The organism is Schaalia cardiffensis F0333 (assembly GCF_005886435.1).
GTDB lineage: Bacteria > Actinomycetota > Actinomycetes > Actinomycetales > Actinomycetaceae > Pauljensenia > Pauljensenia cardiffensis.
Genome location: NZ_CP040505.1, coordinates 1,315,440 through 1,336,310, shown reverse-complemented (window position 1 = coordinate 1,336,310; position 20,871 = coordinate 1,315,440). Strand labels below are relative to the sequence as shown.

The following is a 20,871-nucleotide window of genomic DNA, read 5'->3' as shown; positions in this document are numbered from 1 at the left end:
CAGCAAAAAGACTACGTGAAGAGAAGAGGGGAAGGCCTTAGCCTCCCCCTCTTCGACTCGTGCTCTACTTTGCGAGCTTTTCGCGCAAGACGATGTCCATGATGCGCAGGTTCATGACAATGAACTTGCCCAGCTGGTAGATCTTATTGCGGCGATGACGCAGCGTTGCGGGCGTCGGCAGGGGCGCGCGCTGAATCCGTGTCTGCTGCTCCGGATCGAGCTCTTCGACTGAAGGCTTATCACTCATCGATCTTCTCCTTTGGGAAACAGGATCACTCGGGGATCAGGGTCCAGCCGATGCGGCCTTTGGCCTTGTGAATGAACAGGTAGTGGAGCATGAACTTGATCCAGTGACCGAAGAGGCCGATCTCACCACGGGTGTGATAGGGGTGGCGTCCTGTCAGAGGATACTTCTTCTCATCGGGCACGATCGGGTACATGATCATCGCGGCTGCGGAACCGCTCATAAGACTCGCACCGGTCGATGCGACACATGAGGCGCCCATTTCGGTCATCGATGCGCGCTTCGCTGGCTTGTTCTTGCCCTTGATGCGGTCGACGATGGTTTCAGCAACCGTGCGGCCAATGGTGCCGGAGGGCTGACCCGTGCGCGGCGGAGCCGGGGCGACCGGGGTGCCGTTCGGGGTTGAACGGGGCTTCGAGATCTGGTGCGGCGGCGCGAAGGAGATACCCGCTGCGAAGAGATTGTCGTAGGTGGGGTTCTGGTAGGTCTTGGGCCAGTCTTCGGCATCCCAGTCTTCGTAGGCCTTACCGGAGTAGTCGGCATCGACCTTCATGAAGCCGGAGGGGGCGAAGATCGTGCTCGTAATATCCGATCCGTCCTTGGCGAAAGCCTTGAAGGGATGGCCCGAGAATGGTGGGAGGAGCATCGCGAAGTCGAAGTCGAGTTCGTGCTCGCTTCCGTCGAGGGTCTCGTAGACGAGGCTGCCCTTGTTGACTCGCTTGACGGCAGCACCGGAAATGGCTTTGACGCCGCGTTCGCGGAACAGGGATTCGGTCCACAGCTGGGAAGTCGTCATGAAGCCGTTCTGCTTGAAACGCATTCCTCCGACGCCGAAGTCACCGAGCTCGTATTCGTTGGTGATGTAGACGACCTCGCACAGGTCGCGCACACCGGCTTCGCGAAGTTCGAACTCGACATTGAAGGCGTATTCGAAGGCGGCACCCTGACAGGTGCAGGTGCCGTGGCCGGTGCCGATGACGAGGCGCTGAGGCTTGCCCGCCTTGGCGGCCTCGATAATCTTCTTCAGTTCCTTTTGAGTCTCATCCGCGTGATCGGCGGTGCACACGGACAGCGAGTTGCCGCCATTGTCCGGGCCGAGGCCGGGGGTGGCATCGAAGTTGAGCTTCGGGCCTGTTGCGTTGATGAGGTAGTCGTAAGCGATGAAGTCGGTGGTGCCGGCCTTACTCGGATCGGTGTATTCGATCTTGACGACGGGGGTTTCGTCTTCGCCCCGGCCCTCCGGGTAGATTTCGAAGGCCTTTGCCTGGTGGAAGATGATGCCCTTCTTGTCGTAGACGGGGCGGAGCGGGAAGAGGACCTTTGACTTGTCCATTCGGCCCGTTCCGACCCAAATATTCGAAGGGATCCAATTCCATTGGGAGTTGGGACTGATGACGACGACTTCGTGCTGCTTGGAGAGCATTCGACGCAGGTGTTGGGCGGCTGTATGGCCTGCGACACCGGCGCCGAGTACAACGACACGTGCCATGGTTGTGTGCACCTCGGTTCTTAGGAATCTGCGTCGGCTTCCTGACCGCCGCAGGTCCAAGTATATCCACAGAAAGCAGAAGTTGGGACTAATGACCCATTTTCGCCTTCGTGAACCGCGAGAGTCGCATGAATCTGCGCATTCAGGCCGGTATACGTCAGCGATGTAAGTCCCGATTGCGCCTTATTCGATCCTGAATTGCGAGGAAGGGCCTTACCCCGGGAGCAGACTGGACGCCATTCCGCCGAGTGGCATTGCGCTCAGTTCCGGAAGTGTGCCCCGGCTGCCTGAGTCTCGGCCTGCGAGGCCGGAGTCTTGAGCGGATCAGCGGCGAGCCCATCGCGCTGCGGGGACGAAGCGGGATGCAGCGGCGAACATGCGAGAATCGAAGGAGTCAGTCTTCAATCGTGCTCAGCCACGACGGGTTCACAGCGATTCCTTCAACGACGGATTCCTCCCGATGCGGGCCGAGGGAGTCGATGGTGAGGAGGCTCTCCTTGCGTCCTTTCGCCCAGTCGTAGCGGGCGAGTTCCAGAACCTGACCGGGATCCTCCCCGTAGTCGAGGGCGTAGGCGTAGTTCCTCGTCAAATGGAAGCTCTGTGGCCAGAAGTCGGGGCCGGTGTTCGTCGCCGTGAACGCCTGGCGGGCGATGGCGCTGTCCAGATCGACAACGAATCCTCTGCCGTCGAAGAGGACGACATAGGCGGTCTTGCCGTCTTGGAGGAATTCGGGATTCGTGAGGTCATCGGCTCGCAGGCTGATGGGGACCCCAGCTTCATCAACCCACGGTACGACGGAGCGTGTTCCGTCGGTGAGGTTCCAGACGATGAACGCGGGAGAGCCCTGCTTCCGCTTGTCCCTCTCCTCGGGCGCCGGATGCGCCTCAAGGCGCCGGAAGCCGGGGAAGTAGACCTGATTCTCCCGGCAGGCGATGTGCTTCGAGCCGCTGAAGCTCTGCTCGTCCAGGGGGGCGCTCGCGAGTACTCTTACGGGTTCATCGGGGTCTGAGGGGAGGAGCTCGGCGAGGAATTGGTAGTGCGCCCCCTCGTCTGCAACGATGTCCGGAGAAAGGTGTGCAATCGCCTCGTCCCTGAGGGAGGGTGCCCACGATGTTTCGCCGATCATGAAGAAGCGGCCGTCGCAGGAGCCGAAGTTGGTGAATACTCCGGGCGCCTCGACTCCTGTGAATCCTTCGGAGTCGCCGTGGACGAGATATTGGATGAAGTCGGTGCCATTTCCCCCTTGGTTGTAGAAGGTCGTGTAACCGCCGTCGTGCGGGTGGGGGTAGCGATCGAGTTCGTGGTACTGATGGCGGCGCTCTTGGAGATGGAGGCCCGAGCCGTCGATGAACCCTTCGTGATCGGGCATGCCGAAGTACAGGCCGTCCTCGGTCCACAGCGGAGTCGCGTACTCCATGATCCCCGTTTCGCGAACGCGCGCCGCACCCTTCTCATTCACGAGGGCGAGGTAGCCTTTCGACCCCTCGCCGTAAAGGGGAGTGACCCTGCCGCTGAGCTGGATGGCGAGAACCGCATCGTCGAGGGCGAAATCCTCCTCAGAAGCGGTGATCGATGCCTCGGCTCCGTCTGCCGACGAGCTTTGAGGGGCGTCCGGATCACTCGCGGAAAACAGGGGCGTGCAGGCGCTAGCGAGGCCGAGAGTACTCAGGATGAGAAGGGGGAGAAGGGCGCGTGTGTTCCTCGTCATTTCTTACAACCTCTATTGTACTTCCCAGTTCTGTTTCGTATAGGGGGATTTTTCGATATCGTAGGGAAAGATAAATCCCGGAATGGATTCGCTCCCGTCGAGATCGACTCCGGTGGTTCGCAGATAGGCGAGCCAGACGAGCTGAGAGCATGTGAGGGTGTTTGGATGAAGGTTTCGCCTGCTCGCCGGAACTGTTGGGTAGGGGTATCCTCTTAAGGACGTATAGGCGTAGTCGGCGGCGAGGTTCTGAGCGTGCTGGCTCAATGTTGTTTCGAAGAGTTTCGTGCCGGATGGCCCTGCGATTTCATTCGTGTAATGCCAATTGCTGAGGGTGTTGGGACCGCTTGCCTCGACGACCCAGTAGGTGTCGCCGTAGATTCCGGTATGCCCGTGATTGAAAACATGAGTCGAGGGGCTGATATAGATGTCGCCCTTGTAATAGGAATCCGGAAGGTTGGGGTACGCTGCGCGTGTCCGGGTATCGCCTGAATCGCTGGGTGCTTGTCTGCCGGTTGATTGGCGCATTGCCTCGTCGTTGAGGCGAGTTGCTTCAATGATTTGTGCTAGGAATTGATCGGGGGGCAGGCCAGCTTCCTCGGCCTGATTCTTAAAATCGCTAAGAATCTCATCTGCGGGCACTTCTTTCAATGAGGGATAAACTTCGATAAGTTTGTCTACCAAGTCCCGATCGTTAGCGCTCGTTGGCGGAGTAGTGCCGATAATGGCGAGAAGGGAAAGGGTGAGCACTACTATTGTTTTGAAGAGCGTGCGGTTCATCCTTGGACCTCTCAATCAGTGGGATGAGGAACTTTTGTTTAATACTGTCGAATCTTCGGAGAAGACGACGAAGATATCCGGGAAGGTGCGGGTTCAGGAGTTTGCGGGATGTTGATCGTGAAGATGCTTCAGTGCGATTGTGCGGGGGCGTCTCCGGTCGCTTCTTCTACGGCCCTCCGCATGGCCTCGTCGTTCATGCGAACCGCCTCAATGGCATTTCTGAAGTACTCCTCGGGCGTTATGCCCATTGTCTCGGCGTCCTCGACTTCTTTAGTGAGCTCTTCTAGAAGAACATCGTTCGGTACAGTTTTTGTTTCAGGGAAGAGTTCGCAGAACTCTTCGAGAGTGTCTGGACTGACTCCGCTCAGTGGAATGATTCGACAGTTGCCGATCTGCGAAGCGCTTTGATCAGTATCCTCGGCGGAGCTCTGAGCAGAACTCTGAACGGCGTCCTCCTTCGGAGTCAAGGGGGAACATGCGCTGGCCGTCAGGGCGATGGCGGCGAGGCTCACTCCAACGAGAGCGGCGGGGCCGAGGGGTGAGAAGATGGACATCTTCGTCTCCTGATGCTCGCGAATAGACGAGAACACTTCGAGCGTATCAGATCTATGAAACAGAACACAGGCCTGAGTGGATGGGGAGGGAACCGTGTTCCATCGCTACGAAATACAAGCCGCCCCCGCATTCGCGGGGGCGGCTCTGTGATGAGTTCACGGGCTCCTGGGTAGAGCCGGGCGGTCCGGTCCGGTTCAGTGCACCTCGAAGCCCAGGGACTCGAAGTATTCACGGATCTTTGCGGTCGCCTCCGGCGTCGGGGGCTTCGTCTCCTCCAACTCGTACTTCAGTCCCAGGGAGTGCCACTTGTCGCGGCCCATCTGGTGGAAGGGGAGGACTTCGACGCGGTCGATGACGTTTTTCCACTTGCTGATGATCTCGCCGATCGCGTGGATGTTGTCCCAGTCGTCCGTTAGCCCCGGGACGAGGACGAAGCGGATCCACACGCGGGTGGTGCCGCGGGCGGCCAATCGGTCGCCGAAATCAATGGTCGGCTGCAATTCTCCTGAGGTGACTCGCTTGTAGGTGTCCGGTAGGCCGGATTTGACGTCGAGCAGGCACAGGTCGAGGTGGTCGAGGATGTCGTCGTCGCAGTTGACGCCGAGGAAGCCGGAGGTGTCCAGGCAGGTGTGGACGCCCATTTCCTTGGCGCCGTGGAAGATTCGGCGCACGAACTCCGGTTGCATCATGGCTTCGCCGCCCGAGATGGTGATCCCCCCGCCCGTGGCGCGGAAGATGCGCCGGTAGCGGCGGATACGGCCAAGGATCTCGTCACTGGAGACAGGGGCGCCGTCCTTCATGAGGAAGGTGTCGGGGTTGTGACAGTAGAGGCAGCGCAGGCCACATCCATTGAGGAAGACAGTGAGACGAGTGCCCGGGCCGTCGACTGCGGTGACGAGCTCCCAGGAGTGTACGGAGCCGAGGGTTCCTTCGCGCATACGAGTCAGGCGCTCATGGCGTTCGATCTCGGTGAGCTCAACAAGACCCGCCGTGCCCAGGCCGAGAGCACGCGACATGGGTGCTTGGAAGTCCTGGTCGCGAAGCTGTTTGTCGTCGTCAGCGCTGCGGCGGGCTCTGGCGACAATACTGGAGCCGTCGCCAACGGGGATGCCTGCGGAAAGCGGTGTCGTCATCATTCCTCATTGAAAAGAGTGGGGGATGCTTGTGGGGCGCAGAACCATTGGTCTGCGCCCCACGAAGCGTTCACTCACTGACAGCCGAGCCGCTACGGCTCAGGCGGAGTGGTGGAAGGTGCGGGAGAGCACGTCGAGCTGCTGCTCACGGGTGAGCTTGACGAAGTTCACGGCGTAGCCGGAGACGCGGACCGTGAGGTTCGGGTACTTCTCGGGGTGCTCGATCGCGTCTTCGAGGGTGGCGCGGTCAAGGACATTGATATTGGCGTGGTAGAGGCCGTCGTTCTCGCCGCGCTCTTCGCGGGCGGCCTTCATATCGGCGAGGCGCTCTTCGTAGGTCTTGACAGTCATTTCTTATTTCTCCTTCTCAGGGGTGGTGGTGAGGTGGTCCTGTGGGAGGGCATGGGTGGCCCTCCCACAGGAATGGTCACTTCTGAACGATCATCTCGCAGCTGTCGTCGGGCACGAAGCCCGCGTCGAGGATACCGACGAGATTCTCGATCTGCTCATCCTTGGTACGGCCAAGGCCGGAGGGCGTGATCGTATTCGTCAGTGAGATGCCGTCGAGCGCATCGTTGTAGTCGAGCTTGCCGACCGAGAGCATGGAGGCGACCATGCCGTGCGTGTCAATGCCGTTCTCCGGGTTGGCACCGGGGGCGAAGGGGGTGCCCGCACGGTGACCCGAGGGGAAGTTGCCCGTGGCCTTGCCGTAGACGACATTGGAGGTGATCGTGAGCACCGACTGGGTCGGGATCGCGTCACGGTACATGGGGATCTGACGGATCTTGTCCATGATCGTGTGAACGATGGTCGCGGCGATGTCGTCGGCGCGGTCGTCATCGTTGCCGTAGGTCGGGAACTCTCCCTCGGTGACGTAGTCGACGATCAGGCCGGTTTCGTCGCGCACCGGGGTCACCTTCGCGTACTTGATGGCCGCGAGGGAGTCGGCAACGATCGACAGGCCCGCGATGCCGCAGCCCATGGTGCGCACGATCTCGGAGTCGTGCAGCGCCATTTCGATGGACTCGTAGGCGTAGCGGTCGTGGCAGTAGTGGATGATGTTGAGGGCTTCAACGTAGGTGCCGACAACCCAGTCCAGCATCTCTTCGTACTTCGCCCAGACCTCGTCGAAGTCGAGAGGGGCGTCACCGCTGATGGGGGCGTAGCCCTGGACGACCTGCTTGCCGCTCATCTCATCGCGTCCGCCGTTGATCGCGTAGAGGAGAGCCTTAGCGGCGTTGACGCGCGCACCGAAGAACTGCATCTGCTTGCCGACCTTCATCGGGGAGACGCAGCATGCGATGGCGGCGTCATCTCCCCAGTGCTCGCGGATCTGACCATCGGACTCGTACTGGATGGACGAGGTCTCGATCGAAATAGCGGCGCAGAACTCCTTGTAGCCCTTCGGCAGGTTCTCGTCCCAGAAGATCGTGATGTTCGGCTCCGGAGCGGGGCCGAGGTTGCGAAGGGTCTGGAGGAGACGGAAGGAGGTCTTGGTGACCAGGGTGCGCCCGTCGTCGCCGAAGCCGGCGTCGGACCAGGTCGCCCAGTAGGGGTCGCCCGAGAAGATCTGGTCGTAGTCGATGGTGCGCAGGAAGCGGGTGATGCGCAGCTTAATGACGAGAGCATCAATGATTTCCTGGGCATCGGCTTCGGTGATGAGACCGGCCTTGAGGTCGCGCTCGAAGTAGCAGTCGAAGAAGGCTGAGAGACGGCCAATCGACATGGCCGCGCCGTCCTGGGACTTCACGGAAGCGAGGTAGCCGAAGTAGGTCCACTGGACCGCTTCCTTCGCAGTCTTCGCCGGGCCGGAGATATCGAAACCGTAGTCGGCCGCCATCTTCTTGAGCTTCTTGAGAGCCTTGATCTGCTCGGAGTGCTCTTCGCGGTAGCGGGCCCAGTGCTCGGAGAAGGGTTGGTCAGCGTAACGGTCCTTATCGGCCTGCTTCCATTCGATGAGCTTGTCGACGCCGTAGAGGGCGACTCGGCGGTAGTCGCCGATGATGCGGCCGCGCCCGTAAGCGTCGGGAAGCCCGGTGATGATGTGCGAAGAACGGGCAGCGCGAATGCGCGGGGTGTAGATGTCGAAGACCGCGTCGTTGTGGGTCTTGCGGTACTGGGTGAAGATCTTCTTGACCTCGAGGTCGACCTCTTTGCCGGCCTCCTTGATTGCGGTCTCGACCATGCGCCAGCCGCCGTTGGGCATCATTGCGCGCTTGAGGGGAGTATCGGTCTGAAGACCGACGACGACGTCATCGTCGGAGGAGATGTAGCCGGGCTTGAAGGCGTCGATATCGGCGGGGGTGTGGGTGTCGACGTCGAGGATGCGGACCTTGCGTTCTTCGCTGAGGTATTCCTTTTCGAGGGTGTCCCAGACTCTCAGGGTCTTCTTGGTCGGACCGGCGAGGAAGGAGGCATCGCCCTCGTACGGGGTGTAGTTGCGCTGGATGAAGTCGCGGACGTCGATTTCCTTGTCCCAGTTGCCGGTTGTGAAACCAGCCCAGGCTTCGGCTTCGATAGGAGCGTTCTGCTCTGTCGTCATCATTCCTCTTCTCGGTGTGTATCCACGGCCTTGTGGTGTCGGGCCGAGGATGTGGATGAATGTCCAACTCATGCCGGATCGGCACCTGTTAAAGAGTTTCCTCCTTCCGGGACAGAAGCGCTACGGCTTGAGGCGTTGAAGGCTATGTGTGTTGTCACAGAGGGGGAGCGGCGGAAGGTATAGGACTTTTGGACTGGGACCATAGTCCCTTTTTCTTTCTGTTTCGATTCCTTGGACGGCACTGAAGTTGCCCCCTGGCAAGGTAATGCCCCAGGGGGCCCAGGAGTTTCACAAGCCTCAAGCGATACAAGAGAAACACCTCTTCACCAGGGAAAGCCTTAAGACGCGGACGTGTGCTGCCAGATGCTCATGGTGACGCATATGCTGTGTGACAGGAGGAAGGATGCTCAGTCCTCGGGCTCCTTCTCGGCGAAGATCTCCTCGCCCCCAGCCTCGTGAATGTGAAGAAGGAGTGCCCAGTGACCGAAGAGCTCCCCACCTTGCGCCTTGGCGTCCTCGGTGCCGGAACAGTTGGTTCCCAAGTGATCCGACTCCTCGCCGAACAAGGCGAGGAATTTGCCGCCCGATCGGGAGCTCGGATGCACGTCGGTGCAGTTCTCGTCCGCACCCCCAATGCGCCGCGCAACACTCAGATCGCCCCGGAACTGCTGACAACCGACCCCGCCGAAGCGATCGACGGGATGGACATCGTCATTGAACTCATCGGCGGCATTGAACCGGCTCGCACTCATGTCCTGCGCGCCCTCAATGCCGGAATCAGCGTCGTGACGGGCAATAAGGCCCTCCTCGCCGCTCACGGGCCCGAACTCTACGCTGCAGCGGACGCTTCAGGCGCCGACCTCTACTACGAGGCCGCCGTCGCTGGCGCCGTCCCAGTCGTCTACGGGCTGCGCGAGTCCCTTGCCGGGGACCGCATCACGAGAGTTATCGGCATCGTGAACGGCACGACGAACTTCATCCTCGACGCCATGGCGACTCGCAATCTCAGCTACGAGGCGGCCCTCAAGCAAGCCCAAGAACTCGGCTTCGCCGAAGCAGATCCGAGTGCCGACGTCGAAGGACTCGACGCCGCTGCCAAATGCGCGATCCTCGCCTCCCTCGCATTCCACACGAGAGTCGGGATCGAGGATGTCGAAGTCGAAGGCATCACGAGGATCACCGCCGAGGACATGGAAGAAGCAGCCTTCTCGAATCGGACGATCAAACTCCTCGCAATCGCAGAACGGCGGAAGAACGATCAGGGGGTCGAGGGCGTGTCCGTGCGGGTCCACCCCACCCTGATCCCCGCCGATAGCCCCCTAGCGAGCGTCGATGGTGCTTTCAATGCGATTCTCGTTGAGGGCGAGAACGCGGGTCGATTGATGTTCTACGGCCAGGGAGCCGGTGGCACACCGACTGCCTCGGCTGTCCTCTCCGACCTTGTTGCCGCCGCTCATCACCGTGCGTATGGGGGACATGCGCCCAGGGAATCCGTCTACGCGCAACTGCCGCTCCTCGAATCTGGAGAAAACCTCTCACGCTTCCAGATTCGCCTCCAGGTGGAAGATCGCCTCGGCGTCCTCGCCGAGGTCGCGGGTCTCTTCGCCTCCAATCGGGTGTCGATTCAGGCCCTCCATCAGCGAGATGACGCCCATGACGGCGCGAGCGTCATCACCTTGACGACTCACCGCGCGAAGGAGGCTGATCTTCGAGCCCTCATCGCCGCCCTCGAAGACTCCGACTCGGTTCGTTCGGTGATGAGCACTCTTCACGTTGAAGGAGAATGACATGCGCCTCGCCGACGACTTCGTCGCCTGCCGCGTCCCCGCGACCAGCGCGAACCTTGGGCCCGGATTCGACTCCATGGGCCTCGCCCTCGACCTATGGGATGAGGTGTCCGTGCACGCGACCGTCGGCCCCACCGCGGTCGTTGTCGAGGGCGAGGGCGCAGGACAAGTCGACGAGGGGGAGAAGAACCTCATCGTCAAGACGCTCCGTCTTTCTCTTGATCGACTCGGCGCACCGCAGGTCGGCATTCGCATGCACTGCCACAACCGGATCCCGCATTCACGGGGCCTGGGTTCCTCCGCAGCTGCAATCGTCGCGGGTCTCGTCCTTGCGAGGGCGCTGATCGGTGAAGAAGAGGTCTTGGGTCCAAAGGACGTGCTCGACATTGGTACTGAACTCGAAGGCCACCCCGACAATATTGCCCCTGCGATCTTCGGTGGCGCGACCGTCGCCTGGATGGAAGGCAGCACTGCGGGCGCGCTCAGACTCACGCCCCCGGTGCAGATCTCACCCGTGGCTTTCATTCCCGATTTCGAACTCGCAACCGAAAAAGCGCGATCGGCTCTGCCCGAGCTGATCGCGCATGGGGACGCCCGTTACAACATCTCCCGCGCCGCATTGCTCAGCGCCCTGCTTTCGGGCGCCTATGAGGCTCCCGCAGGGGCAACTCTTCATGAGCTGTTGATGGACGCGACAGGGGACAGGCTCCACCAGGAACAGCGCAGGGCGACGATGGAATCCTCCCTTGCTCTCGTCGACTGGTTGCGCGCCGGAGGAATGCCTGCAGTCGTATCCGGGGCGGGGCCGACGGTCCTTTCCCTCGAAAAAGTGTCCGCCAGCCTGAAGCATGATGCCGAGGGAGCGGGATGGCGCGTTCTTTCGCTCCCGGTCGCCCCCCAAGGGGCTCAGATCACCCGAGGACGCCTTGCGGGCCCTTGCGGAATGCGGGCCTGAATCTGCACCTTGTTTGCCTTTGCTCCCCCTTCCTCCTGTGATCTTTTCCGCAGGGAGGTGCAGATTCTCGCTCAATATTCCGAAACAGGGCGAGCATTGCTACACTCGGGCCAGCGGTTCCCATGGACCGGCCGATTCACGGCACTGACGCGCTGGCGATTCTTCCGTCGCGCACTTTCCTCCGAAGCATTCCATTGAGGAAGACTCAACGAGCCCTAATTGGGCAGATATCCAGTAAGGATCATTCGTGAGCAACGAAAACACCGCCCCGGTCGCCTCCGACCTGAAGGGCATGAAGCTGGCCGAACTTCAGGCCCTCGCTTCTTCCAGGGGACTCAAAGGCACATCAAGGATGCGCAAGTCCCAACTCATCGAGCTTCTCTCCTCGCCAGAAGCCCCGGCCCCGCGTGCGCGCCGCGCCGCCCCTTCGTCGAAGACTGGCAAGCCCGTCGAAAAACTCGTCAAGGACAGCGAGGAGCCCAGCGAGAAGACCACGGCCGCCTCCGCCCAGGCGAGCACAGAGGTCACTCAGACTCCGCGCAAATCGCGTCGTCGTGTCGCAGTTTCTGAACCGATCGATCCTGCTTCGGTCAAGCCCGTCATTGACATCGAATTGCCGACCCCCCTCGCAGTTCAGGCGCCCCCGGAGAAGAACGAGGCCCCGGTAACGGCTCTCGACTCGATCGAGCTTCCCGAGGGCGAGGACGCAGAAGAACGAGGGCGCAATCGTCGCGATCGCAACAATCGGCGTCGGGGCCGCGATCGCAACCGAAACGATCGCAACGAGCGCAATGATCGCAACAACCGTCGCAACCGCAATCGCGAGGAACGCCAAGATCGCGAGGAGGTCGTCCGTGAAGACGACCAGCTCGCTCCCATCGCCGGCATCCTCGACATCAAGGACAACCACGCTTTCGTCAGGACTTCCGGTTACCTGCCCGGCCCGAACGACGTTTTCGTGACCTTGGGCAATGTGAGGCGCTGGGGTTTGCGTGCAGGTGACGCCGTCACGGGTGCGGTCCGCCAGCCCCGAGAGGGCGAGCGTCAGCGTCAGAAGTACAACGCGCTCGTGCGCGTCGACTCCGTTAACGGCATGACGATCGAAGAGGCGCAGGCACGCCGCGAGTTCGGCAAGCTCACCCCCGTATACCCGAGCGAGCAGCTGCGCATGGAGACCTCTGCGAAGGCCTTCACTCCGCGCGTCATCGACCTCGTCGCCCCCGTCGGCAAGGGCCAGCGCGGCCTCATCGTCTCCCCGCCCAAGGCGGGCAAGACCATGGTGATCCAGCAGATCGCCAAGGCCATTGAACTCAACAACCCCGAGGTCCACCTCATGGTCGTCCTCGTCGATGAGCGCCCCGAAGAGGTCACGGACATGCGTTCGATCGTCAAGGGAGAGGTCATCGCCTCGACTTTCGATCGCCCCGCATCCGATCACACCCTTGTCGCCGAGCTCGCGATCGAGCGCGCCAAGCGCCTCGTTGAACTCGGCCAGGACGTCGTCGTCCTCCTCGACTCGTTGACGCGACTGTCTCGCGCCTATAACCTCGCGGCCCCCGCCTCGGGGCGCATCCTATCCGGCGGTGTTGACGCTTCGGCGCTCTACCCGCCCAAGAAGTTCTTCGGCGCGGCCCGAAATCTCAAGGAGGGCGGCTCCCTCACCATCATCGCTTCGGCTCTGGTCGAGACCGGTTCCAAGATGGACGAGGTCATCTTCGAAGAGTTCAAGGGCACCGGCAATATGGAGCTGCGCCTGTCGCGTCAGCTCGCGGACCGCAGGATCTTCCCCGCGATTGACGTCAACGCTTCGGGCACCCGCCGTGAGGAGATGCTCTTCACACCCGAAGAACTACGCATCATGTGGAAGCTGCGCCGGGTCCTGGGCACTCTCGACCAGCAGTCGGGACTCGAACTCATCCTCGAAAAGCTCAAGGAGACCCAGTCGAACGCCGAGTTCCTCATGCTCGTGCAAAAGACGACGCCGAGCGCGGACTAAGGCCAGCACTGCGCCGAAGCTATTCGAGGGCCGCGCAGTGTCAGACGCTGCTGGGAACTAGGAGTGCAGGCGCGTCCCGGAGGCTCCTCCGGGGCGCGCCTCTCGTTTGAGCGCGGCCCAATCTTCTGGGCCGTATCGGGACTTCGACTCCTGTTGAAATCTCAGCTCTTCACCGGGCGTGAAGTCATGTCTGGCGTGTGCAGCGTGGCGAGTATTCCCGAAGCTCGAAAAGCTGTCGGCGAACTCACGTCGAAAAACTCCTCCCGAATTCCGCTCGGAGCAAGAGAAATGGCACAATAGCCGAATCGGCCATCGGTTCACCGGTTCGCTTCCGTTCGACGTACTTCGGACGGAAGGGGAGCGATCCGCCAGATGCGGAAAGACCTGCGAATCCGGACCCGGGGCACCAACGAATCCAGGAGACATCCATGAAGAAGGACATCCACCCCACCTATGTGGATACCCTCGTGACCTGCACCTGCGGTAACAGCTTCCACACCCGTTCGACCATCGCCTCTGGCGAGATGCGCGTCGACGTGTGCTCGGCCTGCCACCCCTTCTACACGGGCAAGCAGAAGATCCTCGATACCGGCGGTCGTGTCGCCAAGTTCGAGGCCCGCTACGGCAAGCGCGTCCGTCCCTCCAAGTGAGTTTCGGGCTCTACTTCGCGCAGTAGTCCTTCTCGGCGCCGAGGGTGAAAGCCCTCGGCGCCGAGCCGCATGAAGACTCGTGTGCGACTTACGTCCGGCACGACGAGGCGCCTGCCTCACCGGCGCATTCGATTGAAAGGCAGTCATGGCTCTGGATAAGGGAATCGATGAGGAGCTCCACGCCCTCGCCCCTCTCCTTGAGGAATACGCGCAGGTCGAAGCCGCAATGTCGGCGCCCGAGACCCTCGCCGACCCGATGCTCATGCGCAAGATGGGCCGACGTTTCGCCGAGCTCTCCCGCGTGAAAACCGGAGCCGAACGCTACTTGAGAGCCAAAGACGACCTCATTGCCGCTCGAGAACTCGCCCAAGAGGACCCCTCATTCGCTTCGGAAATCCCAGAGCTCGAAGATGAGCTGCGCGCTGCGCACGAGAGTCTGCTCAAGATCCTCGCCCCCCGTGAGCCCGAGGACGCCCTTGACGTCATCCTCGAGATCAAAGCAGGAGAAGGCGGCGAGGAGTCCGCCCTCTTCGCCTCCGATCTGGCCCGCATGTACTCGCGATACGCCGAATCGAAAGGATGGTCCGTCACCGAGCTTTCCTCGACCCCGACCGAGCTTGGGGGCTTCAAAGAGATTTCTTTGGCCATTCGCGCCCACGGCACGCCCCTGCCAGAAGAGGGAGTATGGGCCCACCTCAAGTACGAGGGCGGAGTGCACCGTGTCCAGCGCGTCCCCGTCACCGAATCTCAAGGGCGGATCCACACCTCGGCGGCGGGCGTTTTCGTCATGCCCGAGATTGAAGACGACACACAGATCGTCATTGACCCGAATGATCTGCGAATCGACGTCTACCGCTCTTCGGGGCCCGGGGGACAGTCCGTGAACACAACGGATTCAGCGGTTCGCATGACGCATATTCCCTCGGGGATCGTCGTCTCAATGCAGAACGAGAAATCGCAATTGCAGAACAAAGAAGCGGCCCTGAGGGTTCTCGCCTCACGACTCGCAGCCGAGGCGAGAGCGAAGAAGGAAGCGGAGGCTTGCGCCCAGAGGCTCTCCCAGGTTCGCACCGTGGATCGTTCAGAACGTGTGAGGACCTACAACTTCCCGGAGAACCGGATTGCAGAGCACCGCACCGGGTACAAGGCGCACAACCTCGATCGTGTTCTCGAAGGCGAACTCAGCCCTGTTATCGATTCTCTGCGCGAGGCAGATGAAGCAGAGCGCCTCGCCCAGGCGGCCAGCAGGTGAAGCGCCCCGCCGATCCAAGCCGTGTCGGCTCTCTCCTGGCCTGGGCGCGCAATCGCCTCGAAGGACTCGAAGCCGCACACCCCGCGCAGGACGCTCGTGAACTCCTCGAATGGGTGGCGAAAACCGATTCGATCTGGAGGATCAAAGAACCCATCGAGCCTGAGCTTGCCGAGCGCTTCTACAACGCCGTTGAGCTGCGGGCGAGCCGAATTCCCCTTCAACGCATTACCGGGCGCATGTATTTTCGGGGCTTGACCCTCCACAGCGCCGAACAGGTCTTCATCTGCCGCCCAGAAACCGAAATCGTCGCAGGGATCGGCATTGAGGCCGCACGACAAGTGATCGCCGAGCAGGGCACGGTTCGAATCGTTGATCTGTGCACCGGATCGGGGGCGATTGCGATCGCCTGCGCCACGGAACTCCCAGAAGCGCAGGTATGGGCGGTCGAACTCGCTCAAGAAGCCTTCGCCCTGGCACAGCGCAATATTGAGACGCTCGTTCCTTCTCGTGTCCAACTCCTTCGCGGCGACGCCACGCACCCGCGCACTCTCGCCGATCTGGATGGCCGCATTGATATCGTCATCTCCAATCCTCCCTATGTGCCCGCCGATGAGGCACCGACCCAGGTTGAAGCGGGCTTCGACCCGCCGCTCGCTCTTTTCGGTGGGGGAGAGGCTGGGATGGACATTCCCAGAGGGATCATCTGCCGAGCCGCAGGACTCTTGAAAGAAGGCGGCCTCCTCGTCCTCGAGCACTCTGCGAGTCAAGCCGCCCTCATGCGCGAGGCGGCCCGGGAAACGGGCTTCATTGAGGTTTTCACAAAAAAGGATCTGGCCGGCGCCCCTCGTGCGCTCGTCGCGACTCGTGGGAGAATCTCCCAGTGACCCCTAGGATTTTGAGCTGCCTTCCCGCATGGGTTCCCGCTGATCTTGACGAGGCTGTCGCTCATGTCAAAAAGGGCGGGCTGATCGTCATTCCGACCGATACCGTCTATGGAATTGGGGCCCTCGCCTCGAATCCGGATGCGGTGGCAGCCCTGCTCGCAGCAAAGGGCCGCGGACCGTCAATGCCTCCCCCCGTGCTCGTCGATTCCCCTCAGGCCCTTGACCGCCTCGCCGTCGATGTGCCCGAGGCAGCCCGCAGGCTCGCTTGGGCCGCATGGCCGGGAGGACTGACGCTCATTGTCAGGGCCCGCCCTGAGCTCGGCTGGAATCTGGGAACAAACGGAGGGACCGTCGCTTTGCGGATGCCCGATCACGCGCAAGTCCTCGAACTCATTGCTCGTAGCGGTCCTCTCGCGGTGAGCAGCGCAAACCTCACTGGAGCGCCCCCCGCAACGTCCATCGAAGAAGCCATTGCCTCCTTTCCTGATTCGGTTCTTCATATCGACTCCGGTCCGACCCCTGGATCGACGCCCTCAACGATCCTCGACTTCGCCCATGGTGATGCGAGTGTCATCCGCCTGGGGACTTTATCCTTGGAGGAGCTGTCCGAAGCGGCCGGTGTCACCCTCATGGGTGCCGAGTAAAACCCTCGAAGAAGAACTACCGAAGGATCAAGGACCGAAGCTCGCATGAAGGTCTATCTCCTCCTCATGCTCATCGCGATGGGCGTTACCGTGCTGATGACGCCTCTCGTCAGATGGTCGTGCATTCGATGGGGGCTCGTCCCCGAGCTTCGTTCTCGCGATATTCAAAAGCAACCAGTGCCCAGGCTCGGCGGCATCGCCATGACGATCGGCCTCGTCGTCGCTCTCCTCGTTGCCTCACACATCCCCTATATGGTCCCCCTGTACACCACGAGCATCCCCTGGGCGGTGATCGGTGCGGCAACGGCGATGACTGTGCTCGGCCTCGTTGATGATCTCGTGGAACTCGACTGGATGACGAAACTATCGGGACAGGTGCTCATTGCCGGGGCGATGGCCTTTACGGGAGTCCAGCTCATCTCCTTTCCCCTGTTCGGTGTCACTATCGGTTCTTCTCGTCTTTCCTTGATTGTGACCGTCGTTCTTGTCGTCGGCATTGTGAATGCGGTGAACTTCATTGATGGTCTTGATGGCCTCGCCGCCGGGACAATCGCGATCGGAGCGGGAGCCTTCTTCGTCTACTCCTACCTCCTGTCGAGGATCATTGGGGCCACCTCATATGCGACGACTGCTTCACTGGTCGTCATCGCCCTTCTGGGAGTGTGTCTGGGCTTCCTCTGGTTCAACTTCCACCCCTCGTCGATCATGATGGGAGGCGGGGCTGAGACTCTTGGTCTCGTCCTCGCATCGGCGAGCATCATCGTCACTGGACAGATCGACCCCTCAGTCCTGGGAACCCAGCAACTCTTCGTGGGCATCTTGCCGATCCTCCTGCCCCTGTCTGTGATCTTCATACCGGTGTTGAATCTTATCGTCGCCTCGCTCCGCCGCATCGCGCGGGGGACGAGCCCCTTCCACGCCGACCGCACCTCGCACTTTCACGACCGCCTCATCGCTCGCGGGCATTCGCATCGTGGTGTCGTCGCGATCATGTGGATGTGGACTGCGATCGTATGCATTCCTTCTGTCGCCCTGCTCATTTTCGACTGGTGGAAGATTGCCCTCGCGACACTGCCAGTGTTCGTGATCGCTCTGGTTGCGACCGTGCGACAATTCCCGACTTCCCATTACCGCTCCAGCGGGGGCGAGGAGGAGAATAATGTCGAACTCTGATTCCCTTGCTCGAGCCTTGACTCGACTGCGAGTACCTATGGCCCTCATTGGCGCAGGAGCCCTTCTCTTCACTGTGTTCGTCTCCGTGATCTATGGGCTCGAGTTGGCAGCAATCGGATTGTGCATCGTCGCGCCAATGCTTCTTCTCGGCGTGCAGTATGCGTGTCTTTCTCGAGCGAGTGCTTCTCAGGGGAGAGGGATTGTGTGGGTCCTTGCGTCCTATCCGATCAGGATCCTCATCCTTGTCATCGTTTTGTATGTGCCGCGCTCTTTCAATGTGGATGTACGCTGTGCGGCCCTGTGTTCGATTCTCGTGATTCTCTTCTCGATGCTCGCCGAGGCGATTGTGATGGTGCGCACGCCGCACTTCACCGTTGATGAACGGGACTAAAGAACTAGTGGCCATTCGTGCAAAATCGTCAAATTGTGCTGAAGCAAGCGTTCTTGCCTGCTAAAGTATTCAAGTCGCTTCTTGCGGCCAATATGCTCTCCCATCACCGATGATTCGAACTCAGGAGCACACGCTGTCCACGTCAACGCCCCCCACTAACCGACGGGGAAGTAGATCCAAGCCCCTGTGGTACTGGACCCTTCTTATTCTTCTTCTCGTGGTCATTGCCGCAACGGCGGTTCCCGCCTTCACGCAGCACGTGCACCAGCCCGGACTCGAAGACTTCTTCCCCAAGCCGATTTTCGGCGAGGGCACGATCTTCCAGTTCAACCGCCTCGTCCTCATTCGTATCGCGATGGCTGCACTGGTCAGCGCGATCCTTCTCGGGGTCGCAGCGAAGGCCACACTTGTCCCTGGCCGCGGCCAGATGGCAGTCGAATTCCTCGCAGGCTTCATCCGCGACAATGTCGCCATTGAGATGCTCGGCCCGAAGAAAGGACGCGCATACGCCGGCTTCATTGGCTTCGCATTCTTCGCCACCCTCGCGATGAATCTCGCTGGTGTGATTCCCGGTACGAATATTGCTGCAACCTCTGTTGTGGCAGTTCCCGCAGTCTTCGCCATCATCTCCTACGTCACCTACGTGGGCAGCGGCATCAAGGCCCTCGGACTTGGACACTTCTTCGCATCGCAGCTCCTTCCTCCGGGGCTTCCCAAGCCGATGTACCTGCTCATCACTCCGATCGAGTTCCTCTCGAACTTCATCGTTCGCCCGGTGACCCTCACAGTCCGACTCCTTGCCAACATGATGGCCGGCCATCTCCTGCTCGGCATGACCTATTTCGGGACCGCGCTCCTGCTTCAAGAGCTCTCCGCCCTCTCGGCCGCGGGAATCCTGACAGGAGTGGCGATGTTCGTCATGACCGGCTTCGAGGTGTTCGTCGCTTTCCTGCAGGCCTACATCTTCACCATCCTCACCTCCGTCTACATCAAGCTCTCGATCGAGAGCCACTGATCCCCACAATCCGCTGAAGCGCCCTTCGGCGCCCAGAAGAAAAGGAAGACACATCATGGGTATCTCCCTCGCCTACATCGGCTACGGCCTTGCGACCCTCGGCCCCGGCCTCGGCATCGGCCTGCTCGTCGGCAAGACCCAGGAAGCGACCGCGCGCCAGCCCGAGGTCGCCGGCCGACTCTTCACCAATATGGTGATCGGCGCCGGCATGGTTGAGGCCCTCGGCCTCATCGGCTTCATCCTCCCGCTCATCGTCAAGTGACCGCGATGCACCAGATTTTCCCTGCGAGCGAAGAAGTCGGCGGCCTCGCCGTCATTCTGCCGCCTCTGTACGAGATCTTCTGGTCGGCGCTCGTCTTGCTCATCGTCCTCCTCCTCGTTGGAAAGTTCGCACTGCCGAAGATCTATCGCACGATGGATGAACGCCAAGCGAAGATCGCTGAGGGACTCGCCGCCGCTGAGAAAGCGAAAGAAGACCAAGCGCTTGCCGCTCGTGAGCGCGCGCAGGCCCTAGTCGAGGCGAACGCCGAGGCTCATGAGATTCGTGAGCGCGCCGGAGAGGAAGCGAAAGGCATTATTGCCGCCGCCAGGACCGAGGCGCAGGAAGAGGCCAATCGGATCCTCGAGGGCGCTCAGCGTCAGATCCTCGCTGAAAAGCAAGCAGCGGAGATCTCCTTGCGCGCTGACGTGGGTCTGCTCGCGACCGAGCTTGCCGAGAAGATCGTTGGGGAGCATCTCGCCGACACAGCGCTCACGAGCCGTGTCATCGACCGTTTCCTTGACGACCTTGAGAAGGACAACCTCTCAGCCTCTGAGGGTGCGACTCGATGAAGACCATTGGAGCACTGCAATCGGTTCCCTTCTCAGGTGAACTCGGGGATGCGCTTGCCCTGCCACACGCGGATGCAATGAAGGTCGCCGAAGAAATCTTCGCCCTTTCTGACCTCGTCAAGACGGATGCTCGACTTCGTCGTGCCCTTACCGATCCTTCGAGGAACGCCGAGGACAAGACGCAACTCGCGCACTCCCTTTTCAATGCGCATATGTCCGCTCCCGGCTTGCAGGTCCTCGAGGCACTGGTCAGCGCGCATTGGACGAAGCCAGAGGATCTGCACGACGCCGCAGAGGTGCTCGGCATTCTCGCAGTGCTCACCGACGCCCTCCGGGCCGGCGCCCTTGAAGAGGTGAATGACGAGCTCTTCGAGACTCGTCGTTTCCTTGCGGCCGAGCGAGACTTGCGTCTGACCCTGTCGGATATGTCGACAGGCACTCCGCACGAACGCGCGAACCTCGCCACCCGCCTCTTCTCGGCGCGCCTGAGCCGGTGGAGCATGCGTTTGCTGCGCAGAGCGGTTGGACGTTCGCGCCACGGGCGCCTCCTCAACAACCTCAGGAGATTCGCCGAGTGGGCGGCAACCTTGCAAAACAAGCTGCTCGTCACGGTCGAATCAGCGGTCGATATGACCCCTGAACAGGTGACGCGCCTTCGCCGTCTGCTCGAGCAACGCTTCGAGCGCGACATCACCTTGTCGATCTCGGTCGAACCTGGTGTTGTCGGAGGTTTCCGTCTACGCGCCAACACCACAGCGATCGACGCTTCCCTTGCAGCGCGCATTGCCGATATGAAGCGCTCCCTTGCGGGCTGAACCGCACCCCAGAACTCATCACGCAGACAG

The 20,871-nt window shown here is 61.0% G+C and carries 21 protein-coding genes; 13 read left to right on the top strand and 8 right to left on the bottom strand.

Annotated elements, in window-relative coordinates:
• Nucleotides 1-64: 64 nt before the first annotated feature.
• The 8 genes from FFA61_RS05585 to pflB all read right to left on the bottom strand — a co-directional run bounded on the left by FFA61_RS05585 (nt 65) and on the right by pflB (nt 8,448).
• The gene (locus tag FFA61_RS05585) at nt 65-247 is read right to left on the bottom strand and encodes a hypothetical protein (protein ID WP_005964386.1); all 183 of its coding nucleotides are present in this window, start codon (nt 245-247) and stop codon (nt 65-67) included.
• Between the two features lie 25 nt (nt 248-272).
• Complete coding sequence (locus FFA61_RS05580; protein WP_005964383.1) at nt 273-1,733, bottom strand: NAD(P)/FAD-dependent oxidoreductase; 1,461 nt, start codon at nt 1,731-1,733, stop codon at nt 273-275.
• Nucleotides 1,734-2,127: 394 nt separating this feature from the next.
• Nucleotides 2,128-3,441, bottom strand: coding sequence for a hypothetical protein (locus tag FFA61_RS05575; protein ID WP_005964381.1), 1,314 nt, complete (start codon nt 3,439-3,441; stop codon nt 2,128-2,130).
• Between the two features lie 12 nt (nt 3,442-3,453).
• Nucleotides 3,454-4,218, bottom strand: coding sequence for a hypothetical protein (locus FFA61_RS05570; RefSeq protein ID WP_005964379.1), 765 nt, complete (start codon nt 4,216-4,218; stop codon nt 3,454-3,456).
• A gap of 128 nt (nt 4,219-4,346) precedes the next feature.
• Nucleotides 4,347-4,772 (bottom strand): hypothetical protein, encoded by a 426-nt coding sequence (locus tag FFA61_RS05565; protein WP_040314168.1) that lies wholly within the window; start codon nt 4,770-4,772, stop codon nt 4,347-4,349.
• Nucleotides 4,773-4,967: 195 nt separating this feature from the next.
• Nucleotides 4,968-5,789, bottom strand: coding sequence for a pyruvate formate-lyase-activating protein (gene pflA / locus FFA61_RS05560; protein ID WP_051057886.1), 822 nt, complete (start codon nt 5,787-5,789; stop codon nt 4,968-4,970).
• A gap of 216 nt (nt 5,790-6,005) precedes the next feature.
• A complete protein-coding gene (gene grcA2, locus FFA61_RS05555) occupies nt 6,006-6,257 on the bottom strand; it encodes an autonomous glycyl radical cofactor GrcA2 (protein WP_005964370.1) in 252 nt (83 codons plus the stop codon).
• 76 nt (nt 6,258-6,333) lie between these two features.
• Nucleotides 6,334-8,448 carry a formate C-acetyltransferase gene (pflB, locus tag FFA61_RS05550; RefSeq protein ID WP_040314166.1) on the bottom strand — a complete coding sequence of 705 codons (2,115 nt, stop codon included), beginning with the start codon at nt 8,446-8,448 and terminating at the stop codon, nt 6,334-6,336.
• A gap of 479 nt (nt 8,449-8,927) precedes the next feature.
• On the opposite strand from pflB, the gene FFA61_RS05545 reads away from it, so the two are divergent.
• The 13 genes from FFA61_RS05545 (at nt 8,928) to FFA61_RS05485 (ending at nt 20,841) form a co-directional block, all read left to right on the top strand.
• Nucleotides 8,928-10,235 (top strand): homoserine dehydrogenase, encoded by a 1,308-nt coding sequence (locus FFA61_RS05545; RefSeq protein ID WP_005964365.1) that lies wholly within the window; start codon nt 8,928-8,930, stop codon nt 10,233-10,235.
• Between the two features lies 1 nt (nt 10,236).
• Complete coding sequence (gene thrB, locus FFA61_RS05540) at nt 10,237-11,190, top strand: homoserine kinase (protein WP_005964362.1); 954 nt, start codon at nt 10,237-10,239, stop codon at nt 11,188-11,190.
• A gap of 247 nt (nt 11,191-11,437) precedes the next feature.
• Nucleotides 11,438-13,186: a transcription termination factor Rho gene (gene rho, locus FFA61_RS05535; protein WP_005964359.1), complete on the top strand. Its 1,749-nt coding sequence runs from the start codon at nt 11,438-11,440 to the stop codon at nt 13,184-13,186.
• Between the two features lie 428 nt (nt 13,187-13,614).
• Nucleotides 13,615-13,836, top strand: a complete 222-nt coding sequence (rpmE, locus tag FFA61_RS05530; RefSeq protein ID WP_005964353.1) for a 50S ribosomal protein L31 — start codon at nt 13,615-13,617, stop codon at nt 13,834-13,836.
• Nucleotides 13,837-13,981: 145 nt separating this feature from the next.
• Nucleotides 13,982-15,088 (top strand): peptide chain release factor 1, encoded by a 1,107-nt coding sequence (gene prfA, locus FFA61_RS05525; protein WP_005964351.1) that lies wholly within the window; start codon nt 13,982-13,984, stop codon nt 15,086-15,088.
• Nucleotides 15,085-15,972, top strand: coding sequence for a peptide chain release factor N(5)-glutamine methyltransferase (prmC, locus tag FFA61_RS05520; protein WP_005964349.1), 888 nt, complete (start codon nt 15,085-15,087; stop codon nt 15,970-15,972). The genes prfA and prmC overlap by 4 nt, the downstream gene beginning before the upstream one ends.
• The gene (locus tag FFA61_RS05515) at nt 15,969-16,616 is read left to right on the top strand and encodes an L-threonylcarbamoyladenylate synthase (RefSeq protein ID WP_005964347.1); all 648 of its coding nucleotides are present in this window, start codon (nt 15,969-15,971) and stop codon (nt 16,614-16,616) included. The genes prmC and FFA61_RS05515 overlap by 4 nt, the downstream gene beginning before the upstream one ends.
• Before the next feature lie 45 nt (nt 16,617-16,661).
• Entirely contained in the window at nt 16,662-17,789 is a 1,128-nt protein-coding gene (locus FFA61_RS05510; RefSeq protein ID WP_005964345.1) for a glycosyltransferase family 4 protein, read from the top strand.
• Nucleotides 17,776-18,180, top strand: a complete 405-nt coding sequence (locus tag FFA61_RS05505) for a hypothetical protein (protein WP_051057871.1) — start codon at nt 17,776-17,778, stop codon at nt 18,178-18,180. The genes FFA61_RS05510 and FFA61_RS05505 overlap by 14 nt, the downstream gene beginning before the upstream one ends.
• 109 nt (nt 18,181-18,289) lie before the next feature.
• Complete coding sequence (gene atpB, locus FFA61_RS05500; RefSeq protein ID WP_005964340.1) at nt 18,290-19,195, top strand: F0F1 ATP synthase subunit A; 906 nt, start codon at nt 18,290-18,292, stop codon at nt 19,193-19,195.
• 55 nt (nt 19,196-19,250) lie between these two features.
• On the top strand, nt 19,251-19,457 hold the full coding sequence (gene atpE / locus FFA61_RS05495) for an ATP synthase F0 subunit C (RefSeq protein ID WP_005964337.1): 207 nt from the start codon (nt 19,251-19,253) through the stop codon (nt 19,455-19,457).
• A gap of 5 nt (nt 19,458-19,462) precedes the next feature.
• Nucleotides 19,463-20,026, top strand: a complete 564-nt coding sequence (locus tag FFA61_RS05490) for a F0F1 ATP synthase subunit B (RefSeq protein WP_005964334.1) — start codon at nt 19,463-19,465, stop codon at nt 20,024-20,026.
• Nucleotides 20,023-20,841 carry a F0F1 ATP synthase subunit delta gene (locus tag FFA61_RS05485; RefSeq protein WP_005964331.1) on the top strand — a complete coding sequence of 273 codons (819 nt, stop codon included), beginning with the start codon at nt 20,023-20,025 and terminating at the stop codon, nt 20,839-20,841. Before FFA61_RS05490 ends, FFA61_RS05485 begins: the two co-directional genes overlap by 4 nt.
• Nucleotides 20,842-20,871 lie beyond the last annotated feature (30 nt).